Source organism: Roseivirga sp. 4D4 (assembly GCF_001747095.1).
Classification (GTDB): domain Bacteria; phylum Bacteroidota; class Bacteroidia; order Cytophagales; family Cyclobacteriaceae; genus Roseivirga.
In genome coordinates, this window is sequence record NZ_MDGP01000001.1 from 1331983 (window position 1) to 1353602 (window position 21620).

26 protein-coding genes are annotated in these 21620 nt (G+C 40.9%); 20 read left to right on the plus strand and 6 right to left on the minus strand.

Annotated elements, in window-relative coordinates; translation table 11 throughout:
• The first annotated feature begins 1 nt into the window (after window position 1).
• Window positions 2–715 carry a hypothetical protein gene (locus tag BFP97_RS05755; RefSeq protein WP_069841495.1) on the plus strand — a complete coding sequence of 238 codons (714 nt, stop codon included), beginning with the start codon at window positions 2–4 and terminating at the stop codon, window positions 713–715.
• Here BFP97_RS05755 and BFP97_RS05760 read toward each other — a convergent pair.
• A complete protein-coding gene (locus BFP97_RS05760) occupies window positions 712–1377 on the minus strand; it encodes a copper homeostasis protein CutC (protein WP_069841496.1) in 666 nt (221 codons plus the stop codon). The two genes, BFP97_RS05755 and BFP97_RS05760, sit on opposite strands and share 4 nt — an antisense overlap.
• 85 nt (window positions 1378–1462) lie before the next feature.
• Here BFP97_RS05760 and BFP97_RS05765 point away from each other — a divergent pair, with 85 nt between their 5' ends.
• The 7 genes from BFP97_RS05765 (at window position 1463) to BFP97_RS05795 (ending at window position 5675) form a co-directional block, all read left to right on the plus strand.
• Window positions 1463–2353, plus strand: coding sequence for a 3-hydroxyacyl-CoA dehydrogenase family protein (locus tag BFP97_RS05765; protein ID WP_069841497.1), 891 nt, complete (start codon window positions 1463–1465; stop codon window positions 2351–2353).
• A gap of 147 nt (window positions 2354–2500) precedes the next feature.
• The gene (locus BFP97_RS05770; protein ID WP_069841498.1) at window positions 2501–2857 is read left to right on the plus strand and encodes a hypothetical protein; all 357 of its coding nucleotides are present in this window, start codon (window positions 2501–2503) and stop codon (window positions 2855–2857) included.
• A gap of 74 nt (window positions 2858–2931) precedes the next feature.
• Window positions 2932–3432, plus strand: coding sequence for a DinB family protein (locus BFP97_RS05775; protein WP_069841499.1), 501 nt, complete (start codon window positions 2932–2934; stop codon window positions 3430–3432).
• A gap of 19 nt (window positions 3433–3451) precedes the next feature.
• Complete coding sequence (locus tag BFP97_RS05780) at window positions 3452–4102, plus strand: YdeI/OmpD-associated family protein (protein WP_069841500.1); 651 nt, start codon at window positions 3452–3454, stop codon at window positions 4100–4102.
• Complete coding sequence (locus BFP97_RS05785) at window positions 4099–4719, plus strand: DUF998 domain-containing protein (protein WP_069841501.1); 621 nt, start codon at window positions 4099–4101, stop codon at window positions 4717–4719. Before BFP97_RS05780 ends, BFP97_RS05785 begins: the two co-directional genes overlap by 4 nt.
• A gap of 139 nt (window positions 4720–4858) precedes the next feature.
• Complete coding sequence (locus BFP97_RS05790) at window positions 4859–5185, plus strand: ArsR/SmtB family transcription factor (RefSeq protein WP_069841502.1); 327 nt, start codon at window positions 4859–4861, stop codon at window positions 5183–5185.
• A gap of 1 nt (window position 5186) precedes the next feature.
• On the plus strand, window positions 5187–5675 hold the full coding sequence (locus BFP97_RS05795; protein WP_069841503.1) for an SRPBCC domain-containing protein: 489 nt from the start codon (window positions 5187–5189) through the stop codon (window positions 5673–5675).
• A 75-nt stretch (window positions 5676–5750) separates the two neighbouring features.
• On the opposite strand, the gene BFP97_RS05800 is transcribed toward BFP97_RS05795, so the two are convergent.
• Complete coding sequence (locus BFP97_RS05800) at window positions 5751–6395, minus strand: porin family protein (protein WP_170827411.1); 645 nt, start codon at window positions 6393–6395, stop codon at window positions 5751–5753.
• 139 nt (window positions 6396–6534) lie between these two features.
• On the opposite strand from BFP97_RS05800, the gene BFP97_RS05805 reads away from it, so the two are divergent.
• Both BFP97_RS05805 and BFP97_RS05810 read left to right on the plus strand, forming a co-directional pair.
• Window positions 6535–6714, plus strand: coding sequence for an acyl-CoA-binding protein (locus BFP97_RS05805; RefSeq protein WP_317039313.1), 180 nt, complete (start codon window positions 6535–6537; stop codon window positions 6712–6714).
• 116 nt (window positions 6715–6830) lie between these two features.
• The gene (locus tag BFP97_RS05810; RefSeq protein WP_069841505.1) at window positions 6831–7295 is read left to right on the plus strand and encodes a hypothetical protein; all 465 of its coding nucleotides are present in this window, start codon (window positions 6831–6833) and stop codon (window positions 7293–7295) included.
• A gap of 49 nt (window positions 7296–7344) precedes the next feature.
• Here the strand turns inward: BFP97_RS05810 and BFP97_RS05815 are convergent, their stop codons facing one another.
• Window positions 7345–8820: an ArnT family glycosyltransferase gene (locus BFP97_RS05815; protein ID WP_069841506.1), complete on the minus strand. Its 1476-nt coding sequence runs from the start codon at window positions 8818–8820 to the stop codon at window positions 7345–7347.
• 56 nt (window positions 8821–8876) lie between these two features.
• Here BFP97_RS05815 and BFP97_RS05820 point away from each other — a divergent pair, with 56 nt between their 5' ends.
• From BFP97_RS05820 to BFP97_RS05850, 7 genes are all read left to right on the plus strand, one after another.
• Window positions 8877–9566, plus strand: a complete 690-nt coding sequence (locus tag BFP97_RS05820) for a 16S rRNA (uracil(1498)-N(3))-methyltransferase (protein ID WP_069841507.1) — start codon at window positions 8877–8879, stop codon at window positions 9564–9566.
• A gap of 9 nt (window positions 9567–9575) precedes the next feature.
• Window positions 9576–10808, plus strand: a complete 1233-nt coding sequence (locus BFP97_RS05825; protein WP_069841508.1) for a nucleoside recognition domain-containing protein — start codon at window positions 9576–9578, stop codon at window positions 10806–10808.
• A 63-nt stretch (window positions 10809–10871) separates the two neighbouring features.
• Complete coding sequence (locus BFP97_RS05830) at window positions 10872–11432, plus strand: DUF2911 domain-containing protein (RefSeq protein ID WP_069841509.1); 561 nt, start codon at window positions 10872–10874, stop codon at window positions 11430–11432.
• A 154-nt stretch (window positions 11433–11586) separates the two neighbouring features.
• Window positions 11587–13899, plus strand: a complete 2313-nt coding sequence (locus BFP97_RS05835) for a S9 family peptidase (RefSeq protein ID WP_069841510.1) — start codon at window positions 11587–11589, stop codon at window positions 13897–13899.
• 111 nt (window positions 13900–14010) lie between these two features.
• Window positions 14011–14961, plus strand: coding sequence for a tetratricopeptide repeat protein (locus BFP97_RS05840; RefSeq protein ID WP_069841511.1), 951 nt, complete (start codon window positions 14011–14013; stop codon window positions 14959–14961).
• Between the two features lie 47 nt (window positions 14962–15008).
• A complete protein-coding gene (locus BFP97_RS05845) occupies window positions 15009–15908 on the plus strand; it encodes a GyrI-like domain-containing protein (RefSeq protein ID WP_069841512.1) in 900 nt (299 codons plus the stop codon).
• Between the two features lie 2 nt (window positions 15909–15910).
• The gene (locus BFP97_RS05850) at window positions 15911–16336 is read left to right on the plus strand and encodes a VOC family protein (protein WP_255399363.1); all 426 of its coding nucleotides are present in this window, start codon (window positions 15911–15913) and stop codon (window positions 16334–16336) included.
• Here BFP97_RS05850 and BFP97_RS05855 read toward each other — a convergent pair whose 3' ends face one another.
• Together BFP97_RS05855 and BFP97_RS05860 are read right to left on the minus strand one after the other, a co-directional pair.
• Entirely contained in the window at window positions 16337–16711 is a 375-nt protein-coding gene (locus BFP97_RS05855; protein ID WP_069841513.1) for a RidA family protein, read from the minus strand.
• Window positions 16712–17110 carry a DUF4399 domain-containing protein gene (locus BFP97_RS05860; RefSeq protein WP_069841514.1) on the minus strand — a complete coding sequence of 133 codons (399 nt, stop codon included), beginning with the start codon at window positions 17108–17110 and terminating at the stop codon, window positions 16712–16714. It lies immediately after the preceding gene.
• A 152-nt stretch (window positions 17111–17262) separates the two neighbouring features.
• Here BFP97_RS05860 and BFP97_RS05865 point away from each other — a divergent pair, with 152 nt between their 5' ends.
• Window positions 17263–17877, plus strand: coding sequence for a TlpA family protein disulfide reductase (locus BFP97_RS05865; protein WP_069841515.1), 615 nt, complete (start codon window positions 17263–17265; stop codon window positions 17875–17877).
• Here the strand turns inward: BFP97_RS05865 and BFP97_RS05870 are convergent.
• Window positions 17870–19279, minus strand: coding sequence for an alanine/glycine:cation symporter family protein (locus tag BFP97_RS05870; protein ID WP_069841516.1), 1410 nt, complete (start codon window positions 19277–19279; stop codon window positions 17870–17872). The two genes, BFP97_RS05865 and BFP97_RS05870, sit on opposite strands and share 8 nt — an antisense overlap.
• A 214-nt stretch (window positions 19280–19493) precedes the next feature.
• Here BFP97_RS05870 and BFP97_RS05875 point away from each other — a divergent pair, with 214 nt between their 5' ends.
• Together BFP97_RS05875 and BFP97_RS05880 are read left to right on the plus strand one after the other, a co-directional pair.
• On the plus strand, window positions 19494–20885 hold the full coding sequence (locus BFP97_RS05875) for a hypothetical protein (protein WP_069841517.1): 1392 nt from the start codon (window positions 19494–19496) through the stop codon (window positions 20883–20885).
• 66 nt (window positions 20886–20951) lie between these two features.
• Entirely contained in the window at window positions 20952–21605 is a 654-nt protein-coding gene (locus tag BFP97_RS05880; protein ID WP_069841518.1) for a hypothetical protein, read from the plus strand.
• Window positions 21606–21620: the final 15 nt, after the last annotated feature.

The window sequence follows — 21620 nt, forward strand, 5'->3', positions numbered from 1 at the left end:
TATGAGACGAGATAAAAAGCCAATTGGTCGGTGGTTTGGAGAGGCATTGTTGATTTTTCTCAGCGTACTGGGTGCCTTCTATTTTGACAATATAAAGGACCAAAGAGATAAGAATAATGAGTACATAAGATATCTCAAAGACTTCAAGAGTGATCTAGAAGAAAATCAAGGGAAATTCAATTATGAACTTAATAGTGAATACAGGCGATCTAACGGTCAAGGTTATATCAATGGTACTATCCGACAACTTGAGGTCGTTGATTCTCTCATGGCAATCCCAACAAGGACGAGTGCCGATTCAATCATCAACCTGATTAATGACGGTGTTATCAATAGTCTGACCCCATGGATCTTTGTATCTCCTCAGTATGAAAAACTGGATAGCGAATATTACTCATACATTAAGAATGACGATCTCAAAGGCAAGCTTCAAATGCATTTTCGCAATAACCAGAGCAGGATAAATCGAAAGGAAGTGATCAACGATTATGTAAAGCAATTCTACGAGATTGAGGATCAGCTCAATCTGAATGCAGGCGGTACACCAGCAAACCGATCCATCCTTTTTAGTAATGTTGCCATTAATAAACTCAATCGACTAATAGAGGGCTATTACAGCCTTAGAAACTCAACAGTCAATAATAGAGGAAGTGATAGCCTCATCGTTGTAGCGGTGAATAGGGAACTTGAACTTTGGGGTGAAGAGATTAACTAGGTCAAGGCCTTCCTTAAGGACTTAATCATCTCCAAATCCGCATGCTTAGCACCATTCACCATAGCAGCGCTGTGATATGCTGTTGCTCCGATGCCTTTCAATAGCTCAATATTTTCCGGTCTAATACCTCCACCCGGCATGATGATGATTTCATCTTCGGCTTCATCGATCAATTCACCCAGCGTATCAATACCTGATAGCGCAGTCTCTGCTCCGCCTGAAGTTAAAACTCGTTGAACACCTAGCTCCTTTAAGGTATCTAGTGCTTCAAATTGATTCTGGACTTCATCAAAAGCTCTGTGAAATGTCACATCCATAAAGCCTGCCTCCTGCATCAAAAGCATGGTTTTGGCCTCATCGATTCTGCGATCTGTAGTTAGTGCTCCAAAGACCACACCCTCACAGCCAACTTCAGCACAATAGGCGATGTCTTCTTTCATGATTTCCAGCTCCATAATGGAGTAGCAAAAGTCTCCCGACCTGGGCCGAATCAGTACGTAAAGGGGAATATCCAGCAGTTCACGGGCCATTTGAATCATGCCCTTGCTCGGTGTTATACCACCTACTGAAAGCTCTGAGCATAATTCTACTCGATCCGCCTTGCCATTTTGAGCGTTCAAGGCAGACTCAATCGAATTAGCACATATTTCAAGCTTAGACATTACCGTTTGTTCAATAAATTCGAAGCTAAACAATTATTGCCGATGTTGCTTTTATATTTGCGATCAGGAAAACTAGAATAATATAATGGAGCAAATTTCAGTAATAGGTTCAGGAACAATGGGTAATGGAATCGCCCATGTTTTTGCACAGAGTGGTTTTAAAGTGAATTTGATCGACATCTCCCAGGATGCCCTCGATCGTGCCTTGAAAACTATAGAAAAGAACTTGGACCGAATGGTAGCCAAAGAAAAAATTGAAGAGGCTCAAAAAGCTTCGACATTGGCTAATATCACTACTCATACGGACCTAAAAACAGGTGTTTCTGATGCTGACCTTGTAGTAGAGGCCGCTACCGAAAACGTGGACATCAAGTTGAAAATATTTGAAGACCTAGAATCATTCACTAAGCCTTCATGTATTCTTGCTTCGAATACCTCTTCAATTCCGATTACGAAAATTGGTTCTGTCACGAAAAGACCTGATAAGGTGATTGGAATGCACTTTATGAACCCTGTACCGGTAATGAAATTGGTAGAAGTAATCCGTGGCTACGCTACTTCTGACGAGGTAACTAGCTTGATTATGGAGACTTCAAAGAAGCTGGGTAAAGTGCCAACCGAGGTAAATGACTACCCTGGCTTTATCGCCAACCGTATTTTGATGCCTATGATCAATGAAGCGATCATCTCTTTGCATGAAGGTGTTGCTGGCGTAGAGGAAATCGATACCGTAATGAAACTAGGTATGGCCCACCCTATGGGACCTTTACAACTCGCAGACTTTATTGGTCTGGACATTTGCCTATCGATAATGAATGTGTTGTATGAAGGCTTCGGTAACCCCAAATATGCACCTTGCCCACTCTTGGTGAATATGGTGACTGCAGGCTACCTGGGTGTAAAATCAGGCGAGGGCTTCTACTCTTGGGGGCATGGCACTAAGGATTTGATTGTATCGGATCAGTTTAAGAAATAGCTTTCGAGCTGTAAGGTGCAAGCCTCAAGGTTCAAGGTTCAAGAAGAGCCGAGCCACTGCGAGAAATCGTGGTGGCTTTTTGCTTTTTAACAACCTTGCCGTACTGAAGTGTGTCTTTCGTTTAGGTAATTCGTTAATTTATCAGCCATGAAGAAGTCTTATTTCGTTCTCTCAGTATTGATAGTACTCATTGGTGTGACTTCTTGTGAAGAAGAAACCACCTCTGCCCTGGTTGGAAGTAGATTTACGCATGAGGTTCCCAACTGTGACAATACTGGTAACCCTGAAATGAATTGTGTCGAATGGGTCGAATTTACAAGCGGAACAGAAGTCTCTATACTCGCTGGTGGTGGTGACATTGTCATGAATGGAAATTACTCTGTCAATGGTAGTCAAATCATCATTGACCTGGGTACTACAAGCTCATTCAATATCAGCTTTGAGATTATCGATGCTGGTTCTATTAGAAGAATAGAGGATAGTTCTGTTTGGACAAAGGACTAGAAACTGCCTGACCTAAGTGCTCTTAATTTACCCGCTTGCAGTGGACTGTATATTTAAATACATTCATAGCGGATATGAAGTATTTACCCCAAGATGGATTTCCTTACTACTTAGACCTTATTGGTGTTGACCGAGCAGTCTCGTTATTTCGTTCAAATGACACTTTTGAATTTCTTGATTCAATCAGCGAGGAAAGTTCGACACATAGATATGCAGCTGGTAAATGGAGCATTAAGCAAGTAGTAGGACACATTACTGATCATGAAAGAATAAAAATCAATAGAGCCTTCTTTTTAAGCAGAGGACAGGGTTTGGAACTTTGGGGCTATGATCAGGAGGCATTAGTCAAAGGCAGTCGTTTTGATGAACTAAGTTTTGATCAGCTGCTTACCGACTTTAAGAAAGTCAGAGAATCCTCAATTAGTTTGATTGAAGGGTTTTCAGAAGCTCAGCTTACGCTCACAGGCAAAGCACGCCAATACACAGTAACACTGGAAGAGTTCCTTAAATCAATCATAGGACATGAGAAACATCATATAAACATCATTAAGAAACGATATCTCGATCCAACATAATTTTTTAGTATGCATCATAATGAATCAAACCGTTGACAACTATTTAATCGAAGGCTGTGGCCGATGTCCTCTCGGAGCAACACCTGACTGCAAAGTTCATAATTGGACATCTGAACTAAAACTCTTGAGAAGTACAGTTCAAGCATGTGGTCTTGTGGAAGAATGTAAATGGGGCGCTCCCTGCTATACATTTAATGGTAAAAACGTATTGATGATAAGCGCATTCAAGAATTACTGTGCCATCAGTTTCTTCAAGGGTGTTTTACTGAATGATAGCTTAGGAAACTTAGTAAAACCAGGAGAAAATTCGCAATCTGCGCGGCTATTAAAATTCACATCGCTCAAGGAAATCCAAGAGATAATACCAGATATAAAAGCTTATATTTTCGAAGCCATAGAGGTTGAAAAAGCAGGTTTGGAAGTTACTTTCAAAAAGAATCCAGAGCCTGTACCAGAAGAACTCCAAACCAAGTTTGATGAAGACCCATCTCTTCAAAACGCTTTTGAATCCCTCACGCCTGGACGCCAAAGGGGATATATCATTCATTTCTCACAACCCAAGCAATCAAAGACCCGAGTCTCTCGGATAGAAAAGTGCATTCCAAAAATCCTGAAAGGTGAAGGTTTCCACGATCACTATAAATCTATGAGGGTCAAGTCAAAATCATGAAGCCAGCTACACGTACCGATCGTTTGACATCGAATACAGCAGTATTTGGCATCGCTTCATTTACACTGTTTCTTTCCTCAATCATCATCTTCGGGCTGCTAAATCCGACATTCAATTTCTTGGATGACGTGATTAGCAAACTAGGAGCATATGGTCAACCCAATGCACTTTGGTGGAACATCATTGGCTTTGTGATGGTAGGAATACTCCTGATTGGATTCGGCATCAGCTTTGGAAAAGTACTCAACGATCGGCTTACAGGACTTCTTCTGGCCTTGTTCGGTTTAGGTTTTACCCTCACTTCAGTTCCAATTGATTTAGGAGAAACAGACACGACTTTTTCCAAGGCTCATGTAGTAGCCATTTGTCTTGCCTTGGCTTTCTGGTTGTTTGGGCTTGCCAGAATAAGCGGAAAGGCATCAATAAGCAAAAACACCAAGTTAAGAGCCAATGTAGCTGCCATAATACTCGTTTTGTCTATGATAGGCGGTGCTATCAATCTCTTTTCTATGCCCATCACCCATCGACTTGTATTTGGTGTTGTCTTTGGGTGGACATTTGTAACATCTCTTCACTTGCTCAAGGGACAGCCTAAGCAGGAAGATTCCAACGACTAGTTCATAATGCCAGTAGGACTATGACTAGCTCCTGATAATCACTTACAGAATTGTCTTGAAAACATATTAGTCGAATTATTTGCGCAAGCTAATTCTTGCGCATATATTAGCAAGCAATTACTTGCGTAAACTGAGATTTATGAGAAGAGATGTATTCAATGCCATTGCCGATCCTACTAGACGCGACATACTTATTGCATTGACTGAGAAACGATCTAATGTGAATGCATTGGCCGAGAAGTTTGATATGACCAGACAAGCCGTCTCGCTTCATGTTAAGTATTTGGATGAATGTGGGGTCATTAGTATTGAAAAGGAAGGACGTGAAAGATTTTGCAAGTTAGAAACCAAAAAGTTGGCTCAGGTAGCTGATTGGTTGTTGCCTTTCAAAGAACTATGGAAGGCACGCTTTAATGAATTAGACCACTTATTAGAAAATATCAAAGGACCTGGAAAATTTAAGTAACATGAAAACACAATTCGAAGCAGACAAAAATGTACTCACCGTCAAAAGAACATTCAATGCAGACCTCAATGCTGTTTGGCGAGCTTGGACAGAAGCAGAGTTACTGGATCAATGGTGGGCGCCCTCTCCTTGGCAGTCTAAAACAAAATCAATGGACTTCAAGGAATCTGGACAGCGCCTATACGCAATGGTAGGTCCAGAAGGAGAAGAGCACTGGGGACTTACTACATACAAATCCATTCAGGCACAGGTTGAATTTTCAGGGGAAGATGCGTTTTGCGATAGTGAGGGTAATGTTAATGACGCTTTTCCTGTAGCTGAATTCCACAATCATTTCGTTGCACAGAGTACCGGTACAAGCGTGACAATTATCACAAAATACGCTTCCGAGGAACACCTAAAGCAAGTCATTGAAATGGGAATGAAAGAAGGCTTGAATATGGCTTTCGATAGTTTAGAAATCGTACTTACATCAATATCAACTGACTAATCTAGGATAAGTGTCTGCTGGTAAATGGTGTCAGCAGACGCACTTTTTTATCCACCCAACTTCAATTGATTGACATCAATTACGCAAAAGGTTCAAGGCAACGCTAAATACCCACTGCCTCTGTTTAGGTACAAACTCTCGGCCTATGAGGTTACTCAGGCTCTCCCCTGTTTTGCTGAGACCTGACTCGTATTTGATATCAATGAAAATCCGCTGAAAGTCTCCTCCAATTCCCCAATGCCACATAAAGTTGGTTCGATTATACTCTGAAGTTACCTTCTGGACTTCGTTGAGAAATGAACGTTCTCCAGATATGAGTATACTAAAGGAAGGCCCCATCATTAATCTCAGGTTACCAATGCGATATCCAATATTGATGGGTACTTCTAACGTATTGAATTCGAATTGCGCCAATGGATTAAAGCCAGAAACTCCATTGTAATCATTGAAAACCAGTTGCGTCTTAATCTTAGAAAATAGTAGTTCAGGTTGAACATAAATTCGGTCAATATTAACCCGATAGAATCCTCCAAACTGATAACCCACTTCTGATTCTGTACTCGAAGTACTCACCAATTCACTATTGATATTCATCCTTGCACTAACAATTTTGAGAATGGCTCCTGCCTGATGATCAGTGCTATAAACCTGAGCCGAAACCACTGATGACATACACATCATGATCAAAACCAATAAAAGAGTCTTCAGCTTAGTAGGCATTCGTTGGAAAATCGTATGATTTATCAATAAATTCGGCATAAAATTAACAGGAATAACTCACATGGCACTGGAAACTGACTTCGAAAATGCAGTAAAAGCATCTTCAAGCATAGCTGAACGACCTTCAAACTAAGATCTATTGAAAATTTATTCACTCTATAAGCAAGCCACGGAAGGGGATTGTACAGGCGATGCGCCAGGGGGCTTCGATTTTAAGGCAGCGGCAAAATATAATGCCTGGAAAAGTCTTGAAGGGACAAGCAGCGAATCAGCCATGACCCAGTACATCGACCTTATAGGCAGGTTAAAATCCGTTTAGGTTAAGTTTCTGAACCCTGAAATCGTTTACACTCGTATAACAAAAGGTTATTTAAAAATTGGGATATTATTCGCATATTGCGCCCGGTTTTAAAACTCAAAATAGAATTAACAACAATGGGATTATTCAGCTTCGGTAAGAAGAAAAAGAAACCTGCACGAGCGTGCGAATTAGAAGGTTCATTATTAGAATACGGAGAAGGTTATTTGCTTACCTCCGCACAGATCATTAAATCAAAAAGATTTTGGGATAATAAGATGATTGAGCCAGAGACTTTGGCTTACTCTAAAGCGCATTTCGAAAAGAATGACGAAATGGGTACCAAAATGAGAACGATGATCTTTCAGAAATACAGCTCCAAGGACAAGCCTTGGTTAGTAGGTGACGGTCAGGTCACTCAGTTTGAAATTGACAGAGACAAAGCCAGAGAATACGCCAGAGAGTGGTGGGAATCAGGCTTTACCTTTACTCCTCCTGAAGTAGGAGCTGCTGATCAAATCCTTGATGAGCAAGAGTTTTCAGAATGGAAGGAATATGCCGTAATGAAAGCTGGTGAAGAACAACTAAGAAAAATAGGCTAATTCAAGGCCAATAAAATCAAAGCCGTCTCGATGGATCGAGGCGGCTTTTTTATTGCTCTTCGATCACTTGTAAGACCACCTTGCCCTCGTACACTGTTTCTAATCTCCAGCCCTTAGACGCAATACTGTTTCTCAATAGAGACAAGTAACCGGGTTCTTCATAGCGATCATTAAGTGTAGACTCATTTACCAGTAGATAATCTCCGGGTTTTACCTCATTAAAGTCCAACTCCACCCACCACTGATAAGTGTCATTAGAGGCTTCAAACCTATAGAAATAAGGTGAGCCGTATGAAACGAGACCATCCGTGATGATCGTTTGTGCCGCTGGATTTTCAACAAACTCTGATGTTATTATGGATTGAAGTTCAGCATAATTCTTATCTCCTGCCCTGTAGATTTTATAGGCAGGAATCGCAAGCATTACTGCCAGAGGCAGCCATTTGAGCTTTGCCCCCATCACCTTGGCAAACACCACCTTATCCGACCAATAATAAGCTCCAGCCATAATGAGTACTGGAATCACAAAGGTAATGTGCCTGGTATCCACCGGCATGGGGCTATAGTATTTCCAATTTGTACTGATAAACCACCATGAGCCAATCATGAAAACACTAGCCACCGGCCAGAGCATTTCTGGCTTATTGAGTCGCCAGTCATTTCTTCTTAATGTAAGCAAGGCTGGCAAGGCAAAACCAAGGGGTATAAAGAAGCCTCCCCGTAAGAAGCCCAGGAATGGCAAATAGGTTAGCCTTTTCAATATCTCAACAGAATCCTTATCGAAAAAGGTCTTCACAGAAGCTTCGTGATTGTCTGAGATGTTATTAAAACGATAGAAGAAATCCCCAAAAGTTTCCTTGTACCAAAAGCCATGAAGTAAGAAAAAGAAAACCAGTAGGCTCACTGAGATATACCAAAAGCCTCTGTTGTTATCTCTTCTAAAATCATTGAATATGAGGTAAACAAAGAGTGGAAATATGATCAAAATACTTGTCTTGATCAGGAAGGCGCCAAAAAGTGCCAGAGCCATCAGTAGCGCCAATAAACGATAATCCCCTTCCCTTCTATTGACAAAATCATAGCACAGCAAGGCTATGAAAATGCCTAAGGCAATAGGAATCTCAGGGAAAAGATGGGTAACAAAAGTAATCGTATGGTAGTCAGCGATCAGCAGTACACCAGAAATAATCCCAATCCAATGTCCATGCCGATGGCCTATCCAAAAAAGTAGGTTGAGGATTATCAGTGCACATAAAAGTGGAAATATAGTGATCGTATACTGATTGACTCCGAAAATATCGATCAACCAAGAAACTGGATAGAGTAAGCCCACCCTACTGGTAAAGTGGTTGGTAGTAATTTCAAAGCTACCCTGACTGATTTGGTTAGCGAAATTGACATAAGTGAAATCATCCCAAAAGGCCAAGCCGTCATTTGCCAGATACCAGACCACTAAAAAAAATACATTAGACAATACCTGAATGCTGCGGTATTGACGGGAATCGATAAACTCCTTGGGCATCATTGAAACGAATATAGTTGATTAGCCACTTACTCTTTATATTTTCGTGAGACAAAGCCATGCAACTCTTTTATCAACCGGAACTGGTCAATGGAATTCGTCATCTGGATGCAGATGAATCAAGACATGCCATTAAAGTGCTACGCTTAAAAATCGGCCATGAGATCAACCTCATTGACGGTCATGGGACATTCTATAAAGCACACATCACTAATGACAGCCATAAGAAGTGTGAGTTCGAGATCGTTGATAAAACGGAAGAATCAAAGCGAAAGGGTTTCAGACACATCGCAATAGCCCCTACCAAAAACCTTGACAGGACCGAGTGGTTTGTCGAAAAGGCTGTGGAAATCGGTGTAGATCGGATCTCCTTTGTCCTCACCAAAAACTCTGAAAGAAAGGTCCTTAAGACCGATCGTTTGGTCAAAAAAGCGATCAGTGCGATGAAACAGTCAATCAAAGCTCAGCTTCCGGCCATTGATGAAATGGTCACATTCAAGGAGTTTCTAAACTCAGCCGAAGGTGAGAATAAATTCATAGCCTACGTAGATTTTGATAACCCCATTGAACTCAAATCTGTGGTTACTGAACAGAATATTGTCTTGATTGGGCCAGAAGGTGACTTCACACCTGAAGAAGTTGGCCTAGCCATTGACAATGGTTTTCAAAAGGTCTCCTTAGGTCAAAGTCGACTGAGAACTGAGACAGCTGCTATTGCCGCAGTACATATTTTGAATTTATTTCCTTAAGATTGTCCCATGGCCTTGAACTACATCTGGATAGGATTCTTCTTAATTGCCTTTATCGTAGCACTTATCAGGCTCATTTTCTTCGGAGATACTGAGGTCTTTCCAGAGATGATGGAAAGCACCTTCAGCATGGCTAAAACCGGCTTTGAAATCTCACTAGGCCTTACTGGAGCATTAACCCTCTGGATGGGTATTATGAGAATTGGAGAAAAAGGTGGCGTTGTGGCGGTAATTGCCCGTGGTATTAGCCCCTTGTTCACCAGAATCTTTCCCGAAATACCGAAGAACCACCCGGTTTTTGGTCCAATGCTTATGAATTTCTCGATGAACTTTTTAGGGCTTGATAATGCAGCAACACCGCTTGGCCTTAAGACCATGGAGGGTTTACAGGAATTGAATCCCGAAAAAGAGAAAGCCTCCAATTCACAGATAATGTTCTTGGTACTGAATACTTCAGGGCTGACCCTTATTCCTGTTTCTATCATGGCGTATCGCGCCACCGAAGGTGCAGCAAACCCCGCAGATATCTTCATACCAATACTCCTTGCCACTTACTTTTCAACACTAGCCGGTTTGATTACCGTATCAATTTTCCAAAAGATCAACCTATTCAATAAAGTGATACTCGCCTATGTAGGCAGCCTCACTCTATTAATTGTTGCTTCGCTATTATATTTCCAGTCAATTCCTCAGGAACAAGTGACCACGATCTCCAACACCGTGGCTGCCTTGATATTACTTGGCATCGTTTCAGCCTTCATTATTATGGCAATGAAAAATAAGGTGAATGTTTATGAGTCCCTTATTGAAGGCGGAAAAGATGGCTTTAATGTGGCAATAAAGATCATACCTTATCTAGTAGGCATTTTGGTTGCCATAGGTGTTTTCAGAGCATCAGGAACGCTAGACTTCATCAATGATGGATTTAGGGTCTTCTTTGAGTTTTTAGGAGTAAATACTGACTTTGTAGATGCTTTACCAGTTGCCTGGATGAAACCTTTAAGCGGATCTGGAGCTCGTGCCGCAATGCTAGAAACCTATACGAACTTTGGTGTTGACTCCTTTCCTGGCCGTGTAGCCAGCGTACTTCAGGGTTCCACAGAGACCACTTTTTATGTATTAGCCGTGTACTTTGGAGCCGTAAAAATTAAAAACTCACGCTATGCGGCTACTGCCGGTCTTATAGCTGACTTTGTAGGTGTAATAGCAGCTATAATCATCTCCTATATCTTCTTCTATTAATTAGCTTCGAACCTTTGTTGAATTTCAACAGTTTATTAGAAGTCTTAAATTTTAAAACATACTATGAAACGATCATTTTTATTATTCACGCTTGCCTTTGCTTTAATTTCTTTTGGTGCAGTTGCGCAGGAATTTGAAGACCTGGATGCAAGTCCACTCGATGTAGCTTTTTTTCCTACGAATGTTCCAAAATCTGACTTTAGAGAAGACTATGTGCCTGCAAAAATGAAAATATACTATAGCCGCCCTCAGTTAAAAGGTGTGGACAAGCTTACTAAGCACATGAACGGCTCCATTTGGAGAATGGGTGCGAATGAAGCAAACGAGATCACATTCTACCAAGATGTAACCATTGGAGATGCTAAAATTAATGCTGGTACTTATTCTTTGTTTGCCGAAGTGACTGAAAATACTTGGACCTTCATCTTGCACAGCAAGTTAAACACATGGGGTAGATATACATTAGACAAAGGAAGCTCCGAAATAACCCGTATAAATGGAGTTGTTAGTAAGTCCGATGAAAAAATCGAAGCCCTTTCAATGATGTTTAAAGAAGTTGATGGTGGAGCTCACTTAGTAGTTGGATGGCAAAACACTATTGCGGAAATGCCAATCAAGTTCTAAAAAGAGACTAATTTAAAAACTAAGGCCTCACTCCTATATCATGGAAGTTGGGGCCTTTTTTATTTCCGCTTATCCCCAGAAAAGGGTCTGTCGCATAAACGGTTTGCAATAATAGTTTTCAAGCCATAACATTAGGTTTCAAATCAACCATATCATGAGAAAGATCATACTACTTCTCGTCTTAGGAATCTTTGCAAGTCCTGCATTTTCGCAGCATAAAGCAGACTTCAAGGCGGCCGAGAAATTCAAATCGACCAATATTAGAAAGATGTTGAAGTCGACTAGAGTAAACCCAAGGTGGTTTAAAGACAGTGACAAGTTTTGGTACACTTATACCACTACAGAAGGAAAAAACTTCTATCTGGTAGATCCAGCTAAAAAGAACAAATCCTTACTTTTTAACAATCTGGACTTTGCTGCGCAGCTTAGTGAACTCACCAGTAAGCCGTGGGATCATAGGAACCTAAGTCTAAAAGCATGGAAACTAGAAGATGACAATAAGACGTTCACCTTTATGGTGGATAGTGTCGACTATCATTTCGACATCAACAGCAAATTGATCACTAAGGGTGACTCAACAGAAAAAGCTAATAAAAGAAATAATTGGGCTACCTACTCTCCTGACAGTACTTACATTACTTATGCTAAGAATTACGATCTCTACATGATGAAGGCTGATGATCCTGATTCGACAGAAATCTTACTTGCTGATGATGGAGAACGTTGGTTTAGCTATGGTTTTGATCGTGGAGACACCACAAAAGATAAGAAGTACAGAGCAGCAGCTCGATGGTTCAAGGATGAATCAAAAATCTATGTTAGCCGATCAGATTCCAGAAAGGTGAAAGAACTTTTCGTAATCGATGATCTGAGCAATCCAAGACCGGAAGTAGAGATATATAAATATGCTATGCCTGGTGAGCAAGACGTTCCACAGAGCTACTTGAGCATATTTGAAATACCAGATGGTAATCGTATCGATGTGGATATTGATAAATACATTGATCAGACGATAAGACCATACCTACCTGGTGAAACTTCTGACAGAATGTTCATGACCAGAATGAACCGAACCAGTGACTCTTTGGATGTTGTGTCCATCAATACGAATACTGGCGAAGTAAAAGAGTTATTTACCGATGCTAATTATCCTTACTTCTACTCTCCTAATGTTCAGCTTTCTATTCTGAATGAAGGTGAAGAGTTAATCTGGTGGTCGGAAAGAAATGGTTGGGGCCAACTTTACCTCTATGACGGTAACACTGGAGCACTTAAAAACAAAATCACCAACAGTGGATATTTCGTGACAGGAAGAATCCAGCAGGTTGATACTGTAGGCCGCAAGGTTTATTTCGAAGGACGTGGACGCGAGCAAGGAGTTGACCCATATTATGCATTAATGTATAAGGCGAATCTCGATGGATCAGGTTTTAGACCAATCAGTACTGAGCCTGCTAATCACTTTATGAACATGTCGGAGTCATCGAAGTATTATGTAGACAATTATTCGGCTGTTGATATGGTACCAAAGTCGGTATTGAAAGACAGCAATGGCAATGTAATCATGGATTTAGAGACTGCAGACCTTTCTCTGCTTCACCAAGCAGGTTGGAAAATGCCTGAACGCTTTATGGTTAAGGCTGATGACGGTATTACCGATCTCTATGGGGTGATGTACAAACCATTCGATTTTGATTCAACAAGAAAGTACCCAGTGATCTCGTACGTATACCCTGGGCCACAGACTGAGTCGTTCGTAAATGACTTTACCATAACGGGACGCTACAATACAGCATTAGCGCAACTTGGTTTTATTGTGGTTAGTATGGGCCACAGAGGCGGTAGTCCATTGAGAGACAAGTACTACCATACTTATGGCTATGAAAACCTAAGGGACTATGCCCTGGCAGATGACAAGCGATCGTTAGAGCAACTTGCAGAAAGACACGCTTTCATTGACTTGGACAACGTTGGAATCTTTGGCCACTCTGGCGGAGGCTTTATGTCCACCGCAGCCATGTTGATGTACCCTGACTTCTACGATGCAGCCGCCTCTTCGGCCGGTAACCATGACAACAACGTTTATAACAAATGGTGGAGTGAAACGCACAATGGCGTTACTCGAGTTGATAAGAAGAAAAAGGACGATGATGGCAACGAGTACACTGAAACTACCTGGAAGGCTAAAGTGAAAACTAACCCTTCTATTGCTAAGAACTTAAAAGGGCACCTTCTGATCACGCATGGCACAAGAGATAATAACGTGAACCCTGCGAATAGTTTGCGCCTGGCGAATGAGTTAATCAAAGCAGGTAAGCGATTTGATTACATGCCTATTCCAGGCGCACGCCACGGATATGGCAGTAAGAGAGATTATTACGAGCAAATGATGTGGTATTTCTTCGCTGAGCACCTACTGGGTGATTATCGAAACAATGTGGAGATAGATCTGCCTGATGGCAATTAATGAACATCTCCAAAAATCAAATGCCAATCCGGACCATCGGGTTGGCATTTTTTTTGATTCACAATGCAACTGTAAATCATTTTTTGCCATCTTCAATCAAAAGCTCAAATCATGAAACGGTCATTTCTCATTATTCTGCTCTGCTCACTCGCTATCAATGGCTTTGCTCAAAACCTTCAAAAAGGAATTCAGCTCTACAAAGAAGGGAAGCTAAAAGAAGCCAAAGCTAACCTTGAGGACTATGGCTCAAGAAGTGAAGAGTATGAAAAAGCTCAATACTATCTAGGTAGAATTGCCTTTAATCAGGACGAGTATAGTGATGCGATTGACTACTTTAAAGAAGCCATAAAAAAGAACGACCAAAGTGCCGATTACTATGCATGGCTGGGAAATGCCTATGGTGTTTATACCCAAAACATTAGTAAAATTCGTCAGGGAATGGTCGCGCCAAAAATCAAGAAGAATTACGAAAAAGCCGTTGCGCTTGACCCAGAAAACCTAGATGCTCAGTGGGGCCTAATCGAGTATTATACTCAGGCACCCCGCATGATGGGTGGTAGTATGGAAAAAGCGACAGCCACTGCTAATGTAATCATGAGCTTCAACGAAAAAGAGGGTTATAGGGCCCTAGCTACAGTCTATCAGCGAGATGAAAAGTATCCAGAAGCGGAAAAAGCCTTCATTGAATTAGTCGCTCTTGACAGCAACTATGCTACGTCATTAGGTACCTTCTACCAATCTCGCCAGATGTATGATAAAGCCTTTGCTCATTTCGAAAAAATGAGCGTCTCTCAGCCAGAGAATACTAATGCAGTATACCAGATCGGTCGAACCAGTGCATTATCTGGTCTTCAACCTGAAAAAGGAATTAAAGCGCTGGAGACTTATATGACGTTGGAGCTGCAAGAGGGTTCTCCCTCCTATGCTGCCGCAAAAATGCGACTTGCTATGGTCTATGAGAAGATGGGTAATAAAGCAAAAGCGAAGACGCTTTATGAGGCTTCTCTTAAAGAAGATCCAAACATGCAGCTAGCCAAAGATGGACTCAAAAGATTGAAGTAAGTCTCACCGTTGTAATAATTGGCTTTCTATTATCTTGCTGATGGATAATGAAAGAGTATTACTACACAAGGATTAATAAGGCTTTAGACTTTATAGACAATAACCTCTCAGAAGATATTAAAATAGACCAGGTTGCTGAAGCTGCTAGTTTTTCGACTTTCCATTTTCAAAGGTTATACAAAGCTCTAAAAGAAGAATCTCCCTACGACACCATTCTAAGAAGAAGACTTGAAAAGTCAGTTTTCTACCTTAAGCACCACCCTGAACTCAAAATGCTTGAGATTGCTGAGAAGGTAGGCTTTGGCTCCGCTGAAAACTTCACCCGTCAATTCAAATCTCGGTTTGAGATAAGTCCCAGTGAACTGAGAAATAATAAAGAATTACTGAATAGCAGGATTTATCAAGACAGTTCAGAAAACAGCTTCCATCTTGCTTATGATAAAAGTCGAGAACTTCCTGCTATGGAATTTGAAGTTGAGCTAGGGCAAGAAAGTGAGAGACCCATAGCGCTGATCAAGGCAATTTTCGGTGCTGATGGTTCTGAATTAGTAGCAGCTTATGAAAAACTCATGACTTGGTATGAAAGAGACGGCAAAAGTAGATCTAAGTCGAGAAGACATGGTATGTCGATTGATGATCCAGATACTACTCCTGCCAACCACTACCGATATGATTTTGCGGTTGAAATGGAAGAAGAGTTCTCTTCAGAAGGTCAAATTGAAAAGGCTGTAATACCAGAAGGGTTATACGCCATCGTACATTGCCAGGGAGACATCCTTAAAGTAGCTCAAGCTTGGGACTTTCTTTACAAGGATTGGTTACCCAATAGTAGTTATGTACCTAGGCATTCTCCAGCGATCGAATCCTTTTTGAAAGGCCCAGAAGAAATTGGCTGGGAGACTTTCGACTTGCTTTGTTGTGTACCAATTGAAAAAATAAAAGAATAGATATGAAGCGATACTTAGTACCCACTGTGATCACCTTGCTTTCAGCAACATTAATCTTTGCCAACAATTCTAAAGAAAGCACGTCAGAGATAGAAGCATTTTCCATCTCCCTAAATGTAAAGGATGTTGCCGCCTCAAAGGCCTTTTATGAGAAGCTCGGTTTTTCAGCACTCGATGGGCAGGGTGGCGTGGAGCAGAAATGGCTAATCATGCAGAACGGAAAAGCCAAAGTAGGTCTATTCCAAGGTTTTTTTCCTCAAAACACAATCACCATAAACCCAAAAGATGCAAGGAGTATGTTTAAAGGTGCCACAGATAGTGGACTGAAAGCAACCTTTTCCACTGGTATGGATAAATCAGAAGGGCCAGCTTCATTTACACTATTAGATCCAGATGGTAACTCCATCCTGATCGATCAGCATAAGTAACTACATTTCAGCAATACATTCTATTTCGACCAGTGCATCGAGTGGTAGTCCTGCGACTGCCACAGTTGTTCTGGCTGGTGTATGCCCCTCAAGCATTTCCCCATAAACCTGATTCATCTTTTCGAAATTGGTCATATCGCTGAGGTAAACATTGCACTTCACAATGTTTTGAATCGTTAAACCTTGTGAGGCAAGTACTGCCTTTAAATTGGTCATGACTTGTTTGGTCTGGCCCTCAACGGTGCTACTTTCCACCTTTCCGGTATCAGGATTTATACCCGTCTGTCCTGAACAGAAAACCAGGTTACCAGATTTGATAGCTGAAACATAAGGCCCTAAGGCCTTGGGAGCTCCTTTGGCAGTAATCTTTTCCAATTACTTGACAATAACGGTAATAGTCTTGCTCCATTCTGGTCCATAAGACTGATGAACACCATTAGCAAATTGAAGCGTTAAGGTGTGTTCTCCCGGAGTCAATTCCAATGTTGTTTCAGTTTGGCCTTTTCCAAAGTGAATATGTGTTTTATCGGCTGGAACCATCTCTCCAGTCTTTAGCGAAGAGCCGTCAATGATGATATGATGATGTCCTGTACCTTTAATAATCTCGCCAGCAGGCTTAATTTCCATTCCACTCACTCCCATTTTTACTAAAACAGAAGTGCCTACCTCTTGTCCGTCTTCAAGGTTTTCAAAATAAACACCATCTGCTGTCCCACAAGACAGTACAGCCATAGAAATGAGAAGGGTAAGTGAAAGGCTTTTTACTAATTTCATTTTTGGTTTTGTTTAAGGCCGCTAAAATATGAAGCGATCATGAACAATAACACAAGCATGTGTCTAAGGTTTTGAATATTTTAAGATATCTGAAAGACACATTACAATTTTAATCTGAACTTGTTGTTTAGCTTTACTGTATAGAGTAGTGTATGAAGAAACAAAAGAAGGCCAGCGTTACTAAAAGAGACATTATTGAACTCATTGTTATTGTTGGCATATTTGCGACTATCTACTTAACAGGTGCCCAAGCCGAAGTCTTCGGTAAGGTTCAACAAGTATTTCTTCATACGGGAGTCATGAATGCATCTGAGCTAGATGAAGAGGCTTACGAACAGGCCAATCTCGACTTTAAGCTTACCGATCGTGATGGAAATATTTTAGATGTAAAAGACTTGAGCGGTCAAACGATTTTTATCAACGTATGGGCTACATGGTGTGCTCCATGTGTAGCTGAAATGCCTGGAATCAACAAGTTGAGAGAAAAATTCAAAGATGATCCCAATGTTCATTTCCTCATGATATCTGAAGACCGCGACCTACAAACCGCTATAAAGTGGGTAGATAAGAAAGGGTTCGATCTGCCCATCTACAAAACTGTTACTCCATTACCTGATATGTATGAAACAGGTTATGTTCCTTCTACCTTCGTGATATCTCCTGAAGGAGAAGTTGTCGTAAAGCATACAGGATTAGCCAACTATAACACTCGAAAGTTTAGAAAACTGCTTAGCAAGCTTTCAGAAACAAGTTCCGTTTCTAACTAAACTCGCCCCGCTTCAATTTGGCGAAATACTCTTTAGAAGCTTTAATCACCTTTGGTGCTAAGATTACTGCAGAAACCATAGTCGGAATGGCCATAAGCGCAAAACTGCTATCGATCAAGGTAAATACGAAATCTAAAGAAGCCACTGAACCAACTACTATGGTACCGATATAGATATAGTTATAGATATTTCCCCTTTTAGCGCCCAGCATAAAAGACATACACTTTACGCCATAATAAGAGTATGATAACAGTGTAGAAACCGCAAAAATCAAGATAGCGAGTCCCAGCAGATATCCACCGGCTCCTCCCGGAATAGCTGCATTGAAGGCCTCCAATGTCAACGGAATCCCCTCAATACTGTCTCCTAAATAAGGTTCATAAACTCCTGTACTCAATATCACTAATGCAGTTAACGTGCATACAACCAAAGTATCAATCGCGGGGCCTAACATGGCTACAAGCCCTTCTCTCACTGGCTCATCTGTTTTTGTATCACCATGAACCATTGGCGCTGTACCAATGCCAGCTTCATTAGAGAATGCAGCTCTTCTTACCCCTTGAATAATGATAGCACCCAAACCACCACCTAAAATGGCGTTACCCGTGAAAGCTTCATCTATAATAGAACCGAAAATACCCGGAATTGCTGTTGCATTCTGGAGTAGAATGTAAATCACCAAAACAAAATACATCACCACCATAGATGGCACCAACTTAGAGGCCACCTTACTAATCTTCTTAATACCACCGAAAATCACGGTGGAAACCAACACGGTTAACACTAAACCAGTAATCAAGGAAGAATAGGCAATATTGGCTCCTAGGAAGTTAAAGGAAGAAGTTGTGTTATATCCCACAGCAGGACCCAAAATCGTATTTAGAGCAGCTGTAAGCTGATTGGCCTGAAAAATTGGAAGGGCACCTACCAAACCAACAATACAGAAGAATACAGCTAAAGGTCTCCACTTTTGACCTAAACCTTCGGTAATTACATACATGGGGCCACCTCTTACCTCTCCTTCTGAGTCTTTACCACGGTACATCACCGCAAGTGTACAAGTGAAGAATTTAGTTGCAATACCAAAGAATGCAGAGACCCACATCCAAAAGATTGCTCCAGGCCCACCTGCCGTAATAGCAACCGCTACACCACTGATATTCCCCATCCCTACGGTAGATGCTATCGCTGTAGATAGCGCCTCATAGTGGCTAATCTGCCCTTCTTTGTCCTTTTCATCATACTTACCACGCAATACATTGATGGCATGCCGGAAGTAAAGGAAGGGAGTAAACCGAGCATAAACCATAAAGTATAAGCCTCCTCCCATTACCAAAATAAGAAGTGGAATGCCCCAAATCCAATTACTAAAATCTCGTACTGCGCTTTCTATGAATTCCAAAATTTCTTGCGTTAAGTAAACCCCTATAATAGCCCAATTGACCAGAAGCGACAAGCACTATGGTGATTTTATAGGGAAACCATAGTAACAGCGGCAAAATTGGATGAACCATACCATGAGCTAGAGTACCAGTCCGGTTAAGACTGTTCCGTTCTCAAGCCGGCTAAGATTTCGAAGAATTTATTAAATTGACTACACCAATTTCTCCATTGAAATGATAAAAAGACTTGGATTCTTATTGATACTAGTAGCACCCTTGAGTTGCAAGAATGACGATAGCCCTGAAGAAGCAGGAACATTCATTGGGGATATTCAATTACAAACCCAAGCCCAAATCGAGGACTTCGGAAACAATGGATACTCAACAGTAGAAGGTTCTATCCGAATAGGTGGATCGCTAAATGACCCGAGAGATATCGTAAGCCTCACTCCTCTTAACTCAATTGACTCTATAAAAGGTGATTTGAATATAGTCGGTACGACAACACTTACGAATTTAGGAGGGCTCCAAAACCTTGAATATGTAGGAGGTAGTGTATCTATAATCTATAATGCTGATTTGACGAGTATCAATGGAATCGAGAACCTAACAGCAGTTGGCGGAGGTTTTAATATAGGCACCAATAACCTTCTACAAAACCTCAATTTGAACTTGTCACTCACAACGGTTGGAGGAGATTTCTCAATAGGGGGACTGTCTATCCCGAACCTGAATGCTTTTGGTAGTCTTCGATCAGTAGGCAGTTTACTCTTATCTGAATTACCCAACATCACTGACTTGGACGGTCTGAGCAATTTGCAAACAGTGTCTTTCAGTATTAGGCTTATAGAAAATTTTCAGCTCGAAAACATCACAGGACTTTCTAACCTAAACGCTATTTCTGACATAACCATACAAGATAACCCCAGCCTCACCAGTTTATCAGGACTAGAAGGCATTACGGGCTCTACTGGTTTATACCTTAGAGGAAACTCTGCGCTTACTGACTTAACAGGGTTGAACAATATCACGAATTTCAGAGGCAATCTGATTATTGCAGAAAATGCAAACTTGGAGTCATTAAACGGTCTTCAAACCAATATTAGCTTTGTGCAAGAAAGAAGTACACTCTCCTTCTGGAGTCTGCCAAAACTTCAAAGTTTCGAAGCCTACACCTTCAGTGGAAAACTTTCTGACCTAGTTTTTGCTGATCTACCCTTAGTCGAAAAACTGCCGACTATTACCCAACAGGATAGTGTGGTCACACTGGTGATTGCTGAGAATGACAAGCTTAATAATATTGATGAGCTTAATGAAATTGTATTTGGTGCAGATATACAAATACTTAAAAATCCAGTACTGGAAAATGTAAATGGTTTATCAGGTATAAAATCAACATATCGTCTATTAGTAAGTGAAAACCCCATCATTACAAATGTTGATGGCTTTGCAGCACTTGAAGAGGTAATCCAGTCTATTACTATAGAAATTAATCAGTCATTAAGTGATTTCTGCGGTCTTACAAATGCTGCTAGTGCCGGTGGACTAAGTGGAGAGTATAAGGTCTCTGAGAATGGGTTCAACCCTTCCCTTCAAGATATCCTAGACGGAAATTGTAGTAATTAGACCACCTCCCCTTTTGAATATTGAGTAGTGATTTTTATTAACTAACTAATTAGTTATATTAATATCATGAAAAAGGAAAAACTCAAAAACACCATTACCTTATCATTGGGAATAATTCTGATCCCCTTAATATTTATTGCTCAAACCTCACAACCTATTACTGAGGTACTCGAAAAAGAATATCGCAAAGAGGGAGTTGAGATTAACGTTTCTTCGTTACTCACAAACTTCAGAGATCAGCTTTTAGAAAAGAAATATTTAGCTCCAGAAGATTTAAACAATCCATCACAGCTCTATACCAAACTTGATGCTATGGCCGAAAAAGCTCAACCAAAAGATTTCGGTATAGTCAAGCTCCTTGATAAAGCCCCAATTACGGGCCTTAGAAATGGTGTCGATATCTTGGCACTAAACGATAACGACCAAGTATCCATAGCACTGCTTACCTACTACCAACTCATCTCCGAAAAATACGCCCAATTTGAATTGTACTTGGAAGACAAAAGGCTTGTGCAGTTTAAAGGTAAAGACCTTCCAATCAACAGTTTCGAAGCGGTCATTTTTGAATCGGTTGATAAGCTTTCACAACGTAATGTAAGCATGGATAATGCTCAATTCATATTAAGAGCAGATCCTGCGACTCCTAGTGAATTCGTGAACTTTATTATGAGCAAACTAAGAGCTATGAACATTAGAAAGGTGACTTTTCTAAGGAAATAATGTTATGTCAGGTTA

What these genes read in the sequence shown, in the direction of transcription:
- BFP97_RS05755 (WP_069841495.1), top strand. Translation starts at nt 2, where the DNA reads ATGAGACGAGATAAAAAGCCAATTGGTCGGTGGTTTGGAGAGGCATTG.
- BFP97_RS05760 (WP_069841496.1), bottom strand. Translation starts at nt 1,377, where the DNA reads ATGTCTAAGCTTGAAATATGTGCTAATTCGATTGAGTCTGCCTTGAAC.
- BFP97_RS05765 (WP_069841497.1), top strand. Translation starts at nt 1,463, where the DNA reads ATGGAGCAAATTTCAGTAATAGGTTCAGGAACAATGGGTAATGGAATC.
- BFP97_RS05770 (WP_069841498.1), top strand. Translation starts at nt 2,501, where the DNA reads ATGAAGAAGTCTTATTTCGTTCTCTCAGTATTGATAGTACTCATTGGT.
- BFP97_RS05775 (WP_069841499.1), top strand. Translation starts at nt 2,932, where the DNA reads ATGAAGTATTTACCCCAAGATGGATTTCCTTACTACTTAGACCTTATT.
- BFP97_RS05780 (WP_069841500.1), top strand. Translation starts at nt 3,452, where the DNA reads ATGAATCAAACCGTTGACAACTATTTAATCGAAGGCTGTGGCCGATGT.
- BFP97_RS05785 (WP_069841501.1), top strand. Translation starts at nt 4,099, where the DNA reads ATGAAGCCAGCTACACGTACCGATCGTTTGACATCGAATACAGCAGTA.
- BFP97_RS05790 (WP_069841502.1), top strand. Translation starts at nt 4,859, where the DNA reads ATGAGAAGAGATGTATTCAATGCCATTGCCGATCCTACTAGACGCGAC.
- BFP97_RS05795 (WP_069841503.1), top strand. Translation starts at nt 5,187, where the DNA reads ATGAAAACACAATTCGAAGCAGACAAAAATGTACTCACCGTCAAAAGA.
- BFP97_RS05800 (WP_170827411.1), bottom strand. Translation starts at nt 6,395, where the DNA reads ATGCCTACTAAGCTGAAGACTCTTTTATTGGTTTTGATCATGATGTGT.
- BFP97_RS05810 (WP_069841505.1), top strand. Translation starts at nt 6,831, where the DNA reads ATGGGATTATTCAGCTTCGGTAAGAAGAAAAAGAAACCTGCACGAGCG.
- BFP97_RS05815 (WP_069841506.1), bottom strand. Translation starts at nt 8,820, where the DNA reads ATGATGCCCAAGGAGTTTATCGATTCCCGTCAATACCGCAGCATTCAG.
- BFP97_RS05820 (WP_069841507.1), top strand. Translation starts at nt 8,877, where the DNA reads ATGCAACTCTTTTATCAACCGGAACTGGTCAATGGAATTCGTCATCTG.
- BFP97_RS05825 (WP_069841508.1), top strand. Translation starts at nt 9,576, where the DNA reads ATGGCCTTGAACTACATCTGGATAGGATTCTTCTTAATTGCCTTTATC.
- BFP97_RS05830 (WP_069841509.1), top strand. Translation starts at nt 10,872, where the DNA reads ATGAAACGATCATTTTTATTATTCACGCTTGCCTTTGCTTTAATTTCT.
- BFP97_RS05835 (WP_069841510.1), top strand. Translation starts at nt 11,587, where the DNA reads ATGAGAAAGATCATACTACTTCTCGTCTTAGGAATCTTTGCAAGTCCT.
- BFP97_RS05840 (WP_069841511.1), top strand. Translation starts at nt 14,011, where the DNA reads ATGAAACGGTCATTTCTCATTATTCTGCTCTGCTCACTCGCTATCAAT.
- BFP97_RS05845 (WP_069841512.1), top strand. Translation starts at nt 15,009, where the DNA reads ATGAAAGAGTATTACTACACAAGGATTAATAAGGCTTTAGACTTTATA.
- BFP97_RS05850 (WP_255399363.1), top strand. Translation starts at nt 15,911, where the DNA reads ATGAAGCGATACTTAGTACCCACTGTGATCACCTTGCTTTCAGCAACA.
- BFP97_RS05860 (WP_069841514.1), bottom strand. Translation starts at nt 17,110, where the DNA reads ATGAAATTAGTAAAAAGCCTTTCACTTACCCTTCTCATTTCTATGGCT.
- BFP97_RS05865 (WP_069841515.1), top strand. Translation starts at nt 17,263, where the DNA reads ATGAAGAAACAAAAGAAGGCCAGCGTTACTAAAAGAGACATTATTGAA.
- BFP97_RS05875 (WP_069841517.1), top strand. Translation starts at nt 19,494, where the DNA reads ATGATAAAAAGACTTGGATTCTTATTGATACTAGTAGCACCCTTGAGT.
- BFP97_RS05880 (WP_069841518.1), top strand. Translation starts at nt 20,952, where the DNA reads ATGAAAAAGGAAAAACTCAAAAACACCATTACCTTATCATTGGGAATA.